At 40.4% G+C, this 15,686-nt stretch carries 15 protein-coding genes; 5 read left to right on the plus strand and 10 right to left on the minus strand.

The window, feature by feature from the left end; genetic code table 11:
- Positions 1-2: 2 nt before the first annotated feature.
- Entirely contained in the window at positions 3-884 is an 882-nt protein-coding gene (locus ACTRWE_RS08295; RefSeq protein WP_462879818.1) for a cation diffusion facilitator family transporter, read from the plus strand.
- Here ACTRWE_RS08295 and ACTRWE_RS08300 read toward each other — a convergent pair.
- From ACTRWE_RS08300 to ACTRWE_RS08310, 3 genes are read right to left on the minus strand one after another with little or no spacing between them, the layout of a single operon-like run.
- Complete coding sequence (locus ACTRWE_RS08300) at positions 881-1,825, minus strand: alpha/beta fold hydrolase (protein WP_462879819.1); 945 nt, start codon at positions 1,823-1,825, stop codon at positions 881-883. The two genes, ACTRWE_RS08295 and ACTRWE_RS08300, sit on opposite strands and share 4 nt — an antisense overlap.
- Positions 1,815-3,242 (minus strand): ATP-binding protein, encoded by a 1,428-nt coding sequence (locus ACTRWE_RS08305; protein ID WP_462879820.1) that lies wholly within the window; start codon positions 3,240-3,242, stop codon positions 1,815-1,817. The genes ACTRWE_RS08300 and ACTRWE_RS08305 overlap by 11 nt, the downstream gene beginning before the upstream one ends.
- The gene (locus ACTRWE_RS08310; RefSeq protein WP_350645449.1) at positions 3,220-3,909 is read right to left on the minus strand and encodes a response regulator transcription factor; all 690 of its coding nucleotides are present in this window, start codon (positions 3,907-3,909) and stop codon (positions 3,220-3,222) included. Before ACTRWE_RS08310 ends, ACTRWE_RS08305 begins: the two co-directional genes overlap by 23 nt.
- A 167-nt stretch (positions 3,910-4,076) precedes the next feature.
- Here ACTRWE_RS08310 and ACTRWE_RS08315 point away from each other — a divergent pair, with 167 nt between their 5' ends.
- Positions 4,077-4,541 (plus strand): periplasmic heavy metal sensor, encoded by a 465-nt coding sequence (locus ACTRWE_RS08315; protein ID WP_008114914.1) that lies wholly within the window; start codon positions 4,077-4,079, stop codon positions 4,539-4,541.
- A 264-nt stretch (positions 4,542-4,805) separates the two neighbouring features.
- Here the strand turns inward: ACTRWE_RS08315 and yacG are convergent, their stop codons facing one another.
- The 7 genes from yacG to nadC form a co-directional block, all read right to left on the minus strand.
- Positions 4,806-5,036: a DNA gyrase inhibitor YacG gene (yacG, locus tag ACTRWE_RS08320; protein ID WP_138563694.1), complete on the minus strand. Its 231-nt coding sequence runs from the start codon at positions 5,034-5,036 to the stop codon at positions 4,806-4,808.
- A 64-nt stretch (positions 5,037-5,100) separates the two neighbouring features.
- Positions 5,101-6,777: a type IV-A pilus assembly ATPase PilB gene (pilB, locus tag ACTRWE_RS08325; RefSeq protein WP_462879821.1), complete on the minus strand. Its 1,677-nt coding sequence runs from the start codon at positions 6,775-6,777 to the stop codon at positions 5,101-5,103.
- A gap of 134 nt (positions 6,778-6,911) precedes the next feature.
- Positions 6,912-7,541: a dephospho-CoA kinase gene (coaE, locus tag ACTRWE_RS08330; protein WP_462879822.1), complete on the minus strand. Its 630-nt coding sequence runs from the start codon at positions 7,539-7,541 to the stop codon at positions 6,912-6,914.
- A 2-nt stretch (positions 7,542-7,543) separates the two neighbouring features.
- Complete coding sequence (locus tag ACTRWE_RS08335) at positions 7,544-8,455, minus strand: prepilin peptidase (RefSeq protein WP_462879823.1); 912 nt, start codon at positions 8,453-8,455, stop codon at positions 7,544-7,546.
- 212 nt (positions 8,456-8,667) lie between these two features.
- Positions 8,668-9,894, minus strand: coding sequence for a type II secretion system F family protein (locus ACTRWE_RS08340; protein WP_462879824.1), 1,227 nt, complete (start codon positions 9,892-9,894; stop codon positions 8,668-8,670).
- A gap of 215 nt (positions 9,895-10,109) precedes the next feature.
- Positions 10,110-10,568 (minus strand): pilin, encoded by a 459-nt coding sequence (locus ACTRWE_RS08345; RefSeq protein WP_462879826.1) that lies wholly within the window; start codon positions 10,566-10,568, stop codon positions 10,110-10,112.
- Positions 10,569-11,033: 465 nt separating this feature from the next.
- On the minus strand, positions 11,034-11,879 hold the full coding sequence (nadC, locus tag ACTRWE_RS08350; protein ID WP_290191705.1) for a carboxylating nicotinate-nucleotide diphosphorylase: 846 nt from the start codon (positions 11,877-11,879) through the stop codon (positions 11,034-11,036).
- A gap of 469 nt (positions 11,880-12,348) precedes the next feature.
- Here nadC and ampD point away from each other — a divergent pair, with 469 nt between their 5' ends.
- The 3 genes from ampD (at position 12,349) to pdhR (ending at position 15,617) form a co-directional block, all read left to right on the plus strand.
- Positions 12,349-12,894 carry a 1,6-anhydro-N-acetylmuramyl-L-alanine amidase AmpD gene (ampD, locus tag ACTRWE_RS08355; RefSeq protein ID WP_462879827.1) on the plus strand — a complete coding sequence of 182 codons (546 nt, stop codon included), beginning with the start codon at positions 12,349-12,351 and terminating at the stop codon, positions 12,892-12,894.
- 287 nt (positions 12,895-13,181) lie between these two features.
- Positions 13,182-14,033 carry a beta-lactamase regulator AmpE gene (gene ampE, locus ACTRWE_RS08360; RefSeq protein ID WP_462879828.1) on the plus strand — a complete coding sequence of 284 codons (852 nt, stop codon included), beginning with the start codon at positions 13,182-13,184 and terminating at the stop codon, positions 14,031-14,033.
- Positions 14,034-14,867: 834 nt separating this feature from the next.
- A complete protein-coding gene (gene pdhR / locus ACTRWE_RS08365) occupies positions 14,868-15,617 on the plus strand; it encodes a pyruvate dehydrogenase complex transcriptional repressor PdhR (protein WP_076920086.1) in 750 nt (249 codons plus the stop codon).
- The last annotated feature ends 69 nt before the right edge of the window (positions 15,618-15,686 follow it).

Here is a 15,686-nt window from a genome sequence, read left to right on the forward strand (position 1 = left end):
ACGTGCATAATCGCAGTTATGAATTTTGGGTCAAAGCTTCAAGCATAGTGACCATGGTCATGGTGAGCCTAATGATTGCGACCAAAGCATGGGCTTGGCTGGCGTCGGGTTCGGCGTCGATGCTTGGCTCACTCACTGATTCATTAATGGATATTACCGCGACGCTAATGAGCTTTTTAGTTTTATCGTATGCACTGCGTCCTGCGGATGATGACCACCGGTTTGGTCACGGTAAAGCGGAGGCGCTTGCAGGGTTAGGCCAAGCCGCATTTATTGCGGGCTCGGGCTGTTTATTGGCGTTTCACGGTATTGAGCGACTCATTAACCCCGTAGAGCTGACACATTCATTATTAGGTGTTTGGGTCAGTATTTTTGCCATAGTGTGTACATTAGTGATTGTATTTGTGCAAAATAAAGTCGTGAAGCATACAGAGTCAATCGCTATAAAAGCCGATTCTGTACACTACAAAGGCGATTTAATTTTAAACGCTGCGGTATTGCTTGCTATTTTACTCGCCTATTATGGCGTACTGTATGCCGACCCATTGTTTGCTATCGGTGTGGCAGGTTATTTATTGTATAACAGTTGGGATATAGCAACCGAAAGTGCCTCGCATTTAATGGACAAAGAGCTACCCGATGAAGAAAAGCAAAGTATTTTTGAAATAGCGCGTAACCATAATGATGTTTATGGGGTGCACGGTATTCGCACTCGACAGGGCGGTAAAGTTAAGTTTATTCAACTGCATTTAGAGCTTGATGACAATTTACCGCTTATTCGTGCCCATAAAGTGGCAGATGAAGTGGAGCTGATGATCACTCAGCAATTTGAATCTGAAGTTGATATTTTGATTCATCTAGATCCGCTGTCGCTTAGTAGTTAACCTATTGAATCACAAAATTTATAAAGGCTTGTTAGCAATGGTTGGCGAATTTCGTCCCGCTCAAAAAACAGCTCGTGCTTAGCCCCTTTAAACTGCTTTATTAGGGTGTTTTTATGTCGGCTTGCAAGCTTATGCTGGGCTTGGTTATCAACCACTTCGTCATTTTCTGCGCTGGCTATAAATAACGGGGTTGTTATGGATAGTTTATCGAGCGCTTTAATAAATGAAAAAACAGTATGCAGCCAGCCATAGGTAACACCGCCTAATTGTAATAGTGGCGTTTGCTGATAAGTTGCCCTAAATTGATCATAGCGTATTTGGCTACTGGTTAAAGTGTTAAGCGCAAACTCTTCAGGTGTATAATCGCTTTGTCCTAACGCATAACACCCTGAGAACCCTAATAATGACGCACTGGCAGCGATAAACTGTGCTACGGGTTTTGGTATTCCTTTAGTATGAATATCAAACATGGGCGCAGATAAAAACGCCCCACTAAAGTCATGTGAGTAACGTGCTAAGTAATCAAACGCAATAGCGCCGCCCATTGAATGGCTAAGCAGTAACTTTTTACCTTGCCAGTGCTGCTGCACCACTTTTTCATTAAACTGGTTAAGATCGTGACTGTAATCTTCAAATTGTTTTACGTAGCCTTTATGGGGGTTTTTTAATAACCGATAAGAGCGACCTTGGCCTTGGTGATCAACAATAAACACTGCAAAATTATTACAATAAAGCTCCCAAAGTAGCTCTTTGTATTTATCCAGTCCTTCAATACGCCCTGAACTAATAACAATGGCAGTGTGAGCATCGTTAGGCTTGGCATAAGCATAAAACAATTCCCCTGCCGCTGTGTTTAAATACGCTTTTTTTAGCGTATTAGTATAAAACTCATTTATTGCAGGCTGATTCTTTTCAAGCTCACTTTCAGTACTATAAAACATGCTCTCTCTTTTGTATTGGTAAGCTTACCTCAACGCACAACCCGCCAGCGTCTTTATTTGATAAAGCTAAATTTCCACCATGCGCGATCACCGCATTTTTTGCAATGGCTAACCCTAAACCCGTGCCACCGCTGAGGCGGTCGCGGGCATCTGATTGCCTGAAAAACGGTTCACACAACTTATCAAGTTGTGCCTTAGGTACGCCAGGGCCATCGTCACATATTTGTATGTATATGGTATCACTGTGTTTTAAGGTGATGCTAATAGTATGTTGTGCGTATTTAATTGCATTACGTAAAATATTTTCTAGAGCACTGGCAATCAGCATTTCGTCGCACTCTATATTTACCTCAACATTACCGTGTACAAGTAAGGTTTTATTGTGCTGTTTCGCTTCAAACTGAGCATCGTTAATCACATGGTCAACAATAACTTGTAACGACTGCGCTTGCAGTGATAAAGGTTGGCTATTGGCTTCTAAGCGCGATACCTGCAATACATCGGCTATCATTTTATCAAGTTGATTTGCTTCTTTTTCAATACGCAATAAATACGATTGGCTGGCCTCACTCGCTTGCATTTGCGCCAGCCCTGTGGCCATTTTTAAGCGTGTTAGTGGGGAGCGCAATTCATGGGATATATCGGCAAGTAAACGCTTTTGAGCGCTAAGTAGTTGCTCTAATTGATCAGCCATACGGTTAAAATCGCGTCCTAAAACTCCAAGCTCATCTTTTCGTTGACTATTTATTGTCGCGCGCGCACTTAAATCGCCATTTGAGAGCCTAATTGCAGCTTGTTTTAAACTATTTATAGGGGCAATTAAGTTACGACTAAATAAAAAGCTTAATGTAAGTGAGGCGATAATGGCGATAGAAATTTTTAACCAAACCGGCAACAATCTTAAGCGAATAAAGAGCGGTCGCTGTTGATTTATATCGATTTCATATAACTCAAATTCGCCTTCAGGTACTCGAATGCGCACAGGGCCAAAAGCTTGGTAATATTCAGTAAAAATAATTTGAGGTGGCATGCCTTCACTAAAGTTCAGTAAGCTAAAATCAATATTATTCTCAACTTTTTTACTGATCAAAAACTCATCGCTACTTAGTGAATTTAAATAAAGTAACTTGCGTTTACTCAAACGCGGGTGAGTAATAATGTCATGAATAGATCGCTTGTGTTTATGTGCACTACGTTCGATACCTCGAGCCAAGTATTCTAGATTTTTTTGCATGGGCCCTTTTAGGGGGTCATGGCTAATTGCATTGATCAGCGAAATATTACTTAAGAAAAATAGCGCAGTAAAAGTGCCAATGATCGTTAGCCAAAACCAAGCAAAGACTTTAAAAAACAAATAATGTCGAGGGTGTCTTAACCAGCTAAAACGCGTTAATTTACTCTCCTTGGATAAAGACATAACCCGTCCCTCGAATAGTTTTAATTTTTTCCCCCGCGATATGCTCAGCTATTTTTTTTCGAATATTACTCACATGCATATCAATAGAGCGATCAAATGACGCTAAACGCCGTCCTAGTACCTCTTCGCTTATTTGCTCTTTGCTTATAACATCAGGAGCGTGTTTTACTAATAAAGCCAATATTTCGTATTCGGTACCCGTAAGCGTGAGTGTGGTGTTATTTACACTGGCTTCACGCGTGGCAAAGTTAATAGTAATACCGTTTAAAGAGAGCTTTTTATTATTGTTATTGCTTACACTATTAATGTGTTCAATACGGCGAGTAATGGCTTTAACGCGGGCAAGGAGTTCGCGGTGGTTAAACGGTTTTGGAATATAGTCATCAGCGCCGAGCTCTAAACCAAAAATACGGTCAAAGTCTTCACCTTTAGCGGTCAACATAATCACCGGCGTTAATTTACTTTGTCTGAGTTGTTTGAGTACTTCAAAGCCATCTATAAAGGGCAACATAACATCAAGTAATATAAGCGCGTAATCGTTTTGTAAAGCAAGCTCTAAGCCTTGTTGGCCATCATGTGCGGTTTGTATGCTAAAGCCTTGTGCGCTCAAATACTCGCTTAATAGCTCACATAAACCTGTGTCATCATCAATCATTAATAGTTTCATACATTAAGCCCTACGCGCTGTTTTATGGTTTTATTTTACGCGTTTAATGTACTAAAAGTTAGTCTTTACATAACCTTTACACTGCTTTGCGTTACTTTGCATTGAGCCGGTTATAGTGAACACACTGGCTAGCAGCCAACAACCAACTCAATATTAAGGTGATGATTATGACTAAGATAAACACGCTATCAAAATTAGTACTTATTTGTGGCTTAACAGCAGCAACGCTCAGTGCGGGCAGCGCACTTGCAAAAGGTGATGGCCATAAACAAGGGCACTCTCAAGCACGCTTTTTACTCTCTGAGCGAGCTGCAGATAAACTGGCGCTTACTGAAGATCAACAAACACAACTAAAAGCGATTTTTACAGCGCAAAAAACGCAAATTAAAGCACTAAGAAGCCAAAATAAAGACGCGCGTAAGGCACAGCGCCAAGCTTATAAAGCGCAGATGGATGCGTTATTGTCAGCGCCAAACTTTGACGAAAATGCAGCGAAAGAGTTATTAACCGCACGCCAAGATAAGAAGCAGCAATTGGGATTAATTAAATTGAAAACCCAGCATCAGGTAATGCAACTGCTTAACGCTGAGCAAAAAGAAAAGTTAGCTAAAATACAGCAGCGCCGCAGGTAATAGGGCGAGGTCCGCAACCCGAAACTCGTCGCCCGAAGCCCCGCCTTGTATCTACAGAATATTTTAAACCACAGAGGGAGCAGAGGCGCTTTGCGCTACACAGAGAGAAGATCATTTATTGTCACTTTCTCTGTGTGCTCTGCGCCTCTGTGGTAGATAAATGACCTAAAACCTAATACTGACGCGGGGTAAACCGCTGCTACAGGTATAAAAAACCTTGCTATGTTAACTGCAAGGTTTTTAAATTTCTCGAACCATTAAAAATCACTTAAAAAAGTCATCTTCGTTTTTTGCCATCATTGCTTCAATGTCTTCAATCATGTCTTGGCTGAATTCATCTGCAGAAGTGATGGGTGCTGAAATTTTATTATTTTCAAACGACCATTCACCTAAATCAATAAGTTGGCAACGCTTTGAACAAAAAGGGCGATACGGACTTTGTTCTGACCATTCTACTTTTGCTTTACAGGTTGGGCAGTTAACCACTGTTGGCATAATTTACTCTCACATTAATATAGGCTTTGCGACTCAATTTATAATAAACAGCTAAGCTTTCTATTTAAAAACTAGTGACACGATTAACCTCAGCAAGTGAGGTCACACCCTCTGCGGCTTTACGAATACCCGATAAACGCAAATTGTTATATCCTGCTTTAAGTGATACCTCAGCAATTTCTAATGAGTTACCGCCGCGCATTATAATTTGCGCTATTTCAGGCGTAATTTTCATTACTTCGTAAATACCAACACGGCCTTTGTAGCCATCGGTACAGTTTTCACAGCCTTTAGGTGCGTATAAAACCATGTCTTGAATTTGTTGTTCACTAAAGCCTTGGCGTATAAGCTCTTCGCGAGGTAACTGCTCTGGTGTTTTACATTTAGAGCATAATCTTCGGGCTAAACGCTGAGCTATAATTAAACTAATAGAACTGGCCACATTATACGCGGGTACACCCATATTTAACAAACGGGTAATTGTTTCCGGCGCTGAATTGGTATGCAGTGTTGACAGTACCAAGTGACCTGTTTGCGCCGCTTTAATTGATATTTCCGCAGTTTCTAAATCACGTATTTCACCCACCATCACTACATCGGGATCTTGACGTAAAAACGCCCGCAGTGCATTAGCAAAAGTCATATCTGCTTTAGTATTTATTTGTACTTGGTTAACCCCTTCGAGGTTAATTTCTACCGGATCTTCGGCGGTACTAATATTCCGCTCCGGCTGATTGAGTATATTTAAGCCCGTATACAAAGAAACCGTTTTACCTGAACCGGTTGGGCCTGTAACCAAAATCATCCCTTGCGGTTGCTCAAGTGCATCGAGGTAGAGTTTTTTCTGTTCGGGTTCATAGCCTAATACATCTATACCTAACATGGCACTGGATGAATCAAGAATACGCATTACAATTTTTTCGCCCCACAAAGTTGGCATGGTACTAACACGAAAATCAATACTTTTACGCTCTGTTACCTTAAGCTTAATACGGCCATCTTGTGGTTTACGCTTTTCTGCAATATCCAGTCGCGACATTACTTTTATTCGCGCCGATAGCTTACTGGCCAATGTATTTGGCGGGCTGGCTACTTCGTGCAAAATACCATCAATACGAAAGCGAATACGGTATTTGTGTTCATAAGGTTCAAAGTGTAAATCTGAGGCGCCTTTTTTTATTGCATCCATTAAAATTTTATTAATGTAGACAATTATTGGGGCGTCGTCTTTGTCATCGTCTTTAGGAGTGTGTTCTTTGTGCTGCTCAGAATCGAGTTCAGCAAACTCTTTAAATTCGTCTTCACTTAAATTTAAACTGCTAGAGGCATCGAGTAATTGCTCAATTTTATGGTCAAGCTGGACGTAGTCAACCACAACTACTTCGCACGATAAACCCGTGCTAAATTCAAAGTTTTCGAAGGCACCATAATCGGTAGGATCTGAGGCGGCAATATACACTTTTCTGCCTTTTTGTACCAAAGGCAAAATATGGTGTTTGCGGATCAGTTTTTCTTTAACTAGCTCAGCTGATATTTGTGCAACATTAAAATCTTTTAAATCAAAAAAAGGCACTCTAAATAAATCAATGCATTGCTGCGCTAAATCTTTACTGTCTATTTTTCCACATTTAGAGATAAGCTCTGCAGTTGAGGCAAAATCTTGCTGCCTGGCTTTTATGGTATCGGTATCAACCCGGCCGAGGGTAATAAATTTTCTTAATAACGGTGAGTTAATATTCATTGCGCACCTGATTTAATCCTTCTTTAGCCAGCAATTTATCAGAAAAAAGAAAGGAATACATTAATCGTACCAACGCAGCAGACAATTTACTGATAAAAATATCAGTTTATGGCGCTGCGATTGGGTTAATTTATTTATATTGTAGACTTAGCTTGCTGTAAATAATAATTATGCAGTTTAAGTAAGTCTTGTTTTACATCGCTTAGGTCGCGGTTATTATTTAAAATATCATCCGCTTTTTGTTGTTTATGCTCTCGAGACATTTGTGCGTCAATAATTTGCTCGGCCTGTTCAATGCTTATATTGTCGCGCTGTGTAGTACGTGCAATTTGCACCTCTTTGGGAACATCTATTAGCAAAGTACGATGACAGTAGCCATCAAGCCCATTTTCAAATAATAGTGGGGCAACTAACACCACGTAGTCGCTTTGCGCGTTTTTTAAATCAATAATAAGCTGAGTGCGTATTAATGGGTGCAGCAGGGCATTGAGCCATGTTTTTTGCTCAGGGTTACTAAAAATACGCGCTCTTAGCTCGCTACGATTTAAAGCGCCATGTTCATCGAGTATATCATTGCCAAAATGCGCAATAATCGCTTTTAGGCCATCAGTGCCGGGTTCAACCACTTGGCGAGCTACAATATCTGCATCCACAATAGTAATACCTAGTTCTGCTAACATATCGCTAACTGCGGTTTTACCACAGCCAATCCCGCCAGTTAGTCCCAATACCCAGTTATTTTTATGATGTTGTGTATTGCTCATAGTTAGTAGCCAATAAAATTAAAATAGCTGTTTTGCAGTTGCGTTCCCCATAGCATAGTGATCCAGCCGGCTATAGCTAAGTAAGGGCCAAAAGGAATGGGGGTTGCTTTGTCTTTACCTTGAATACTCAGAAGGGCAATGCCAATTACTGCGCCAACCACGCTTGAGAGCAAAATAATGGTCAATAACGATTGCCAACCTAGCAATGCGCCAAACACCGCCAGTAATTTAAAGTCGCCATAGCCCATGCCTTCTTTGCCGGTTATTAATTTAAACAACCAAAACACACTCCATAAGCTTAAATAGCCACATGCTGCGCCAATAATGGCATCGCTAGGGACAATGGTATAACCCATAACAGAGGCGATTAACGCTAACCATAAAAGTGGCAAAGTAAGCTGGTCCGGCAGTAGCATGTGATCAATATCAATAAAAGTCAGTGCTACCAACGCCCAAGTAACTACAATGTACAATAAAGCCTGCTCTGTAGCGCCAAAGGTGTAGGCAACCACTAAACTTAAAATAGCAGTAATGGCTTCAACGATTGGGTAACGTACTGATATTGGGTTATCACAGGTTGCACATTTACCTTTTAAAAATAACCAACTAATAATGGGGATATTTTGCCACGGTTTAATCGCCGCTTTGCACTTTGGGCAGCATGAATTGGGTTTAACTAAGTTAAACGTGTCAGTCGTTTGTTCAGTGGTCTGTTTAGCCTTTGGGCTGGTTAGTTCATCGGCTAATAATAAGCGGCATTCAGTTTGCCATTCTTTTTTCATCATTAGTGGCAAGCGATATATCACCACATTTAAAAAGCTACCAATACATAAACTCACTAGGCCAATCGTGGTTAAGTAAAACCATAAATGGTTTTGCATCGTGGCGGTGATATCAATAAAAAGACTTTGCATTTATTTTACCTAAAACTAAATTCTGTGTTGATAATACAGTTGTTTTATATAAGTGCAAAATTAGGTTCGAGGTTCGAGGTGTTAGGTTCGAGGTTCAAGGTTCAAGGTTCAAGGCTCGAGGTGTTAGGTTTGAGGTTCGGGCAACGGGCTTCGGGTAACGGGCCTAGAAACTCGAAACTCGAAACTCGAAGCTCGAAGCTCGAAGCTCGAAGCTAAATAACTGAACCTAGTTGGAAAATAGGTAAGTACATGGCAACAATTAAGCCACCCACTAATACACCAAGTACTGCCATTATTAACGGCTCTAATAGGCTAGATAGGCCATCTACCGCATCATCTACTTCTTGCTCGTAGATAGTGGCGACTTTTGCCAGCATGCCATCAAGCGATCCTGACTCTTCACCAATGGCAACCATTTGTATTACCATATCGGGGAATATTTTAGAGTTACGCATCGCCCAGTTCATTTGATTACCTGAGCTTACTTCGGCTTTTATTTCTAAAATAGCATAACGGTAAACTGCGTTACCTGAGGCACCAGCTGCAGAATCCAAAGCATCTACTAATGGTACACCGGCAGCAAAAGTGGTTGATAAAGTCCGCGCATAACGCGCTACCGCTGCTTTATTAAGTATCATGCCAATAACTGGGAGCTTTAGAATAGCGCGATCGGTAGCATCCCGCAGTTTTAAGCTTCTTAAATGTGCTTCTTTAAATATATAACCAAAGGCAATTACTGCAATGAGCGCTATCCACCAGTTGGCTTGCATAAATTCAGAAATGGCGATGACAAATAAAGTAAAGGCGGGGAGCTCAGCGCCAAAGCCGGCAAAAATATCTTGAAATTGCGGCACCACAAAAATCAGTAATATGGAGGTTACAATCAGCGCAACTACTAATATAGCAATCGGGTAAAACATGGCTTTTTTAATTTTTGATTTAAGCGCTTCTGATTTTTCTTTATAAAGGGCAACGCGGTCAAATATTTTATCCAGTGCGCCAGATTGCTCGCCTGATGCCACCAAGTCGCAATATAAATCATCAAAATAGCGAGGGTGCTTTCTCAGCGCTGTTGATAAGGGCTGGCCAGCCTTTACTTCATCGCCAATAGTACTCATTAACTTAGTTACGCTTTTATTGGTCGAGCCTGAGCCTATCATTTCAATCGATTGAATTAGCGGCACACCTGCCATCAGCATAGTAGCTATTTGCCGAGTAACTAAGGCAATATCCTTTGGGGTAATTTTTTGTATTCTTTGAATACCAAACAAAGGTTTAGCTTTGCGTTTTACTTTTGAGGGGGTGATGCCTTGCTTACGAAGTTGTGCTTTTACTAAAGCTATACTTGAGCCCGATAGCTCTCCTTCTAATTTTTTCCCTCTTGTGCTGACCCCTACCCACTGAAAAGTATCATCTTGTTTTTTTGTTTGATTTTTCATTTGGTGGCCATCGCTCTTGTAACTATGAAATTAATAAATCCAAAAATTACACTAGGTGTTGTTTAATCTGATTCAATGAAAAAGTTTTACCGATTTTACAATAGCAAGATTGTTGTTTTACTAATTATTGAGATTAAATAACTATAAATTACTTGAAAAATAAGTTAATTAAAGGTGTAGTGAAAGCCAGTGCTAGGCTCTCACTACAATGTCAGTTAGCAAACGCCAGCATCTTTACAGGTGCCAGTCATAACCCATTTTGCAGTACCGTTAGCAACAGTACCTGTTAAAATTACAGTAGGATTTGTTTTTGTGCCAAACGTGCCATTAGAAATTGCAGTGATTACCACAGTTCCAGTCCCTGCAGCAGCAGTGTGCGTTCCTGTAACGTCAACAGAAGTAACTAGTGGTGATGATTTCCAACCATCTACACTAGGTATTGTAGAACAATCACCAGGAGTAGCGGTAGCTCCGCCTGTACCTGTTTGTATACAAATATCTGCGGCAGACTTTGCGCCTCCAGTAGCTAAAACTACTTCAGAAAACTTAGCTTTATCAGCATAGGTCTTATAAGCAGGTAAAGCTACTGCTGCTAAAATACCGATGATTGCTACTACAATCATTAATTCAATTAGGGTGAAACCCTTTTGGTTTTGTTGTGTCATTGTTTGCATGTTTCCTCTCCTAAAGGATAATGTTTTTTGTAAGTTAAAAAAGTTATGTTAGTAACGTGGTTATCACGGTAGCTACTGTAACTGCCTTATCTTACGGTTTTTTTAAAATTACTCTGTTAGAACTACTTTAGCACTAAAATTGCTTATTGAAAGCGATGTTAGCTGCATTTCATCGAATTTAAAAAATAACTATACTCGATAGTTGTTTTTTATTGTTGTTAATTTCGCTGAGCACGTTTATTTAAAAAACGATCTTCAGCAAAGCAACAGTAAAAAATAGTTCTTTAGGATCGCTTAAAGGGGGGGTTAATTCATCCTAGAGGCTTATATTAACACTGTTTTTTAGTCTATTAGGTACTAAATTTAACAATTTGTTACAAAATAAGCCTTTCGGCTTATTTAAAGCTTTTTTGTACAAATTGTCAACGGATTAGGTAAATATAAAATTCGTGACTTTAAGAATAATTACTCAAACCGCATTGATAAATCGATTGATTGTAAATTTTTTGTAAGTGCACCGCTTGAGATAAAGTCTACGCCTGCTTGCGAGTAGGCTTTTAGTGTTTCTAGGGTCATATTGCCTGACACTTCAAGTTTAGCGCGCTTATTTGTAATGCTAACTGCTTGGCGTATTTGCTCAGGATTAAAATTATCTAACATTATAATGTCGGCGCCTGCGTTAATGGCTTGCTCTAGCTCATCAAACGATTCAACTTCAACCTCTATCGGTTTATCGGCATGATTTAGCTTAGCTTGAGTAACCGCGTTATTAATACCTCCACAGGCAGCTATGTGGTTTTCTTTAATTAAAAACGCATCAAACAAACCAATTCGGTGGTTTGCACCGCCGCCACATTTAACTGCATACTTTTGTAGCGCTCTAAGTCCTGGAATAGTTTTACGGGTATCGAGTAGTTGCGTGCTAGTTCCACTTAACTCTTTTACATAGTGCGCTGTAGTTGTGGCCGTACCAGAAAGCGTTTGTACAAAGTTAAGTGCGGTGCGCTCGGCTGTTAAAATAGCGCGAGCAGAACCTGATGCGGTAAATAAAGTGCTATTGGCACTGACAAAGTCGCCGTCGTTTACGCATATATTTACAACCACGCTTGGGTCGACTTGTTTAAATACTTCAATGATTAGGTCTTTACCACAAAAGATGCAGTCTTCACGGGTGATCACTTTCGCATTGGCTTGCTCTGCTTGAGGAATAAGCTGCGCGGTAATATCGCCTTGTTCAGCGCTTTGGTAATTTAGATCTTCATCAAGTGCTAAGGTAACAAGTTGACTAATTAGGGTATGCGAAATAGACATGAAAAAGCTCATAATAGATAATAAATTAACTAAATTTTACTCTGTTTAATTACTAAATAGAAGCAGCTAACAACTAAACTAATCAGCCAGCGCTTAATTTACACGTTAATCATATTTTATCGTTTAGTATTACGCTATCTTTATAGGGTTAAATCTATTAGCATCTTGATATACATCAATTTTGGTTGATTAACCTGAGCGCTGCGAGCTACGGGCAGCGGGATGCGGGCAGCGGGTTTATAAAATAAAGGTTCTAGGTTTTAGGCAGAGATTAAGCCAAGCACGGTGTTTGTGTTGAGTGTAGGCGGGGCTTTACGTCGCGCACATGTAGCAGCGGATTTATTCCGCGTCGGTATTAGGTTCTAGGTATTAGGTATTAGGTATTAGGTATTAGGTTCTAGGTTTTAGGCAGAGATTAAGCCAAGCACGGTGTTTGGGTTAAGAGCTACATAAGTTTTAAATAAATAGTATGAAAATAGATTCTTTAGGCGTTATAAATAATATTAACCAGCGGGCGTGTAGCCACTTTGACGAGCGACCTGCTCAGTGCGATATTTCGCTGTTGGTTATTCATAATATTTCATTGCCCGCAGGGCAGTTTAACACTCCGTACGTTGATGATTTATTTATGGGGTGTATTGATTGTAATGCACATTCTAGCTTTAGTGACCTAGAGGGGCTTAAGGTGTCAGCGCATTGTTTTATTAAGCGCTGCGGCGAAGTTATACAGTATGTGCCTTTTGAAAAACGTGCATGGCATGCGGGGCGCTCCTGCTTTGCTGGGCAACAAAATTGTAATGATTTTAGTATAGGTATAGAGCTTGAAGGCACAGATACAATTAACTATACCGATGCGCAATATCAAAGTTTAGCTGCATTGGCGCAGGCTATTATGCAGCGCTATCCAAAAATAACAGCCAGTAATATAGTTGGGCATTGCGATATAGCCCCTGGGCGAAAAACCGACCCTGGAGCGAGTTTTAACTGGCGTAAGTTTTTTAACCTAATTGAATAACTAGGGTCTGTTGACCTTTCAAGGTTAAATTTGCAGCAGTCTGTTTGGTATTTAGGCAAGGCAGCGCCTATGTGGTGTGGTTATTCCCCATAAATAGGCGATAACGTAGTATCAATGCCAAACAGGCGCTGCCCTTCGGGTTCTGCCTAGGGACGATTTACTCTTTGTTGCTCGGTTTTGACTTAGCCCACTAGGTTACAAACCTCGCGCCGCGATTAAATCGCCCCTAGTTTGAACAAATTATAATCCGCAAAGGTCAACAGACCCTAAATTAAGCGAGTAACAACATGATTTTGGTTTCAATAATAATAGCACTGATACTTGAGCGTTTAGGTGCTCGCTCTGCGCATTGGCAAATGAGTTATTACGCTAATGGCTACTTAACTCGCTCTGTTAATTTATTGACCAATAAAGGTTTATTTGGCACGGCTACCGGGTTTTTGATTTGGTTATTACTGCCTGTGATTGCCGTAGGGTGTGTGTATTTTTTATCTGACTTTGCATTGTGGCAGCTTGTTTTTAATGTAGCGGTGTTACTCGTTTGTTTTGGTTGTGCTAAACAGCGTGCTTTGTATAAGTCGTATTTGAATGCACTGACTCGCGGTGATCAAACCGCTGCGTCTTTGTATGCTTTGCAATTAGGGCAAAAACGCACCCAAGATCAGCAAGGCGGCGAAACCTTAGGGCAAACATTAGCTTGGGTTAATTTCCGGTTTTATTGCGCGGTTATATTTTGGTTTGTGGTATTGGGCGTTGCTGGTGCTGTTTTTTATGCATTAGTGCGTACCTTTGCCGACTTAGTGAGTGATAACCGTGATGAAGTCATTGCTAAGCATTTTAAGTTAATCCACCGTTTACTATTTTGGCTAGATTGGCTCCCCGCGCGTATTACCAGTTTTGGCTATTTAGTGATTGGTAACTTTAATAAAGGGACTAGCTGTTGGCTACATTACGTGTTTGACTTTTCAAGCCCTAATCGCAAGGTGGTTACTTATACGGCGCTAGCGGCTGAACAAGTTGAAGAGCGCTACTATGGTTGCACCTTTGAAGCCACCTGTATGATCAAACTGGTTAAGCGCAATGTACTTTTTTACTTAGTGTTAATTGCCTTGATGACTTTATTTGGTGGTTTAAGTTAAAAAGCAGTGATTAGGGATTAGGCTTTAGGTTCTAGGGTTTAATTCACTTTGGCTTCTCATTTACTCTCATTGTCTCCTCTTTGTGTAAAAAGATCTAAGTGATTTATTCACAAAGAGGTTAAGAGGCGCTGCGCTTTAGAGGTAAAGACAGGTATTAGAAAATAAAGGTTCTAGGATTAGGAGTTATTCCACTTTGGCTTCTCATTGTCTCCTCTTTATGTAAAAAGATATAAGTAATTTATTTACCACAGAGAATGCAGAGCACACAGAGAAAGTGACAATGAAGGTTTTCCTCTGTGGTTCAAAAAATAAATATATTTGGTGTTAGGTTTTAGGTTCTAGGCAGAGATTAAGCTAAGCATAGTGTTGGGTTAATCGTAGGCGGGGCTTTATGCCGCGCACTTTACTTTTTTGTGACGGGCTTCGAGTTGCGGGCTTAAACCTTTAACCTAAACATGCGCGAGGTAAACTCCCGCCTACAATATAAAAACATGTTTGCAAAAGGCTCCACGTTTTATCCTATTGCGAACCCCGAACCCCGAACCCCGAACCCCGAACCCCGAACCCCGAAAATTAAAATTAGCTGGTCTGACCATTTGTTTTTCATCTTATTAACCTTTCTTTACCCCATGCTATCTGTGTATTATTTGAACTTTGTTTAAATTACGTTACGCTGGCCTTAGGGCTTTAAAACTGCTGTAAATTGACAGTAATTACGGTTTTTGATAACGTATGGCAAAATTTGGTATGACCAATTTACCTTTTGGTCAGGTCGTTCAGTTAAAAGCCTTATTTAATGGGCTGCTAGCACTTATACAACGCGGACGTTGATTGATGTCTTTAAAAATTAAAGCGGCAAAATTATCTGATGTTATTTTACAACAACTTGAGAACATGATTCTTGAGGGGTCGTTAGCACCAGGAGAAAAGTTACCACCGGAGCGTGAACTCGCCAAGCAATTTGAAGTGTCGCGTCCGTCGTTGCGTGAAGCCATTCAAAAGCTTGAGGCAAAAGGGCTCGTAACCCGTCGTCAAGGTGGTGGAACGTATGTAAAAAATCAATTGGAAGAGGGGCTGACTGATCCGTTGTTTGATTTGATCAGTAAACACCCCGAATCGCAATTTGATTTATTAGAGTTTCGTCATGCGCTAGAGGGAATTGCGGCTTATTACGCAGCACTTCGCGGAACAAGCAACGATTTTGCAAAAGTAAAACAGAGCTTTGATCAGATTGCATTAGCTAAAGATGAATTAAAGCAAAAAGCCAAAGCGATTAATGACTTTCATTTTTGCATCGCAGAGGCGTCTCATAACGTAGTGTTACTGCATTTAGTAAGAGGGATGCGAAGCTTACTTGAGCAGAATGTTTTACAAAATTTAACGGTGTTACTTAAAAAGTCAGATATAAGCAGCCAATTAGCCGAGCATAGACGCTTATTAATGGATGCAGTGATTGACGGTAATCCTGAACAAGCTCGCTTAGCAAGTAATGCGCATTTAGCCTATATTGAAGAAGCATTGCTTGAAGCGGGTAAAGAGCACTCGCGAATTGAACGTAGTTTAAGACGCACCAAACAAAATTAAGCAAGTACATTCACTGTTAACTTGATTCAACAGTGAAGTATTCAATACATAAAATTAGTATTTTAAACA

Source organism: Pseudoalteromonas sp. G5_S1_54_S4, assembly GCF_054968565.1.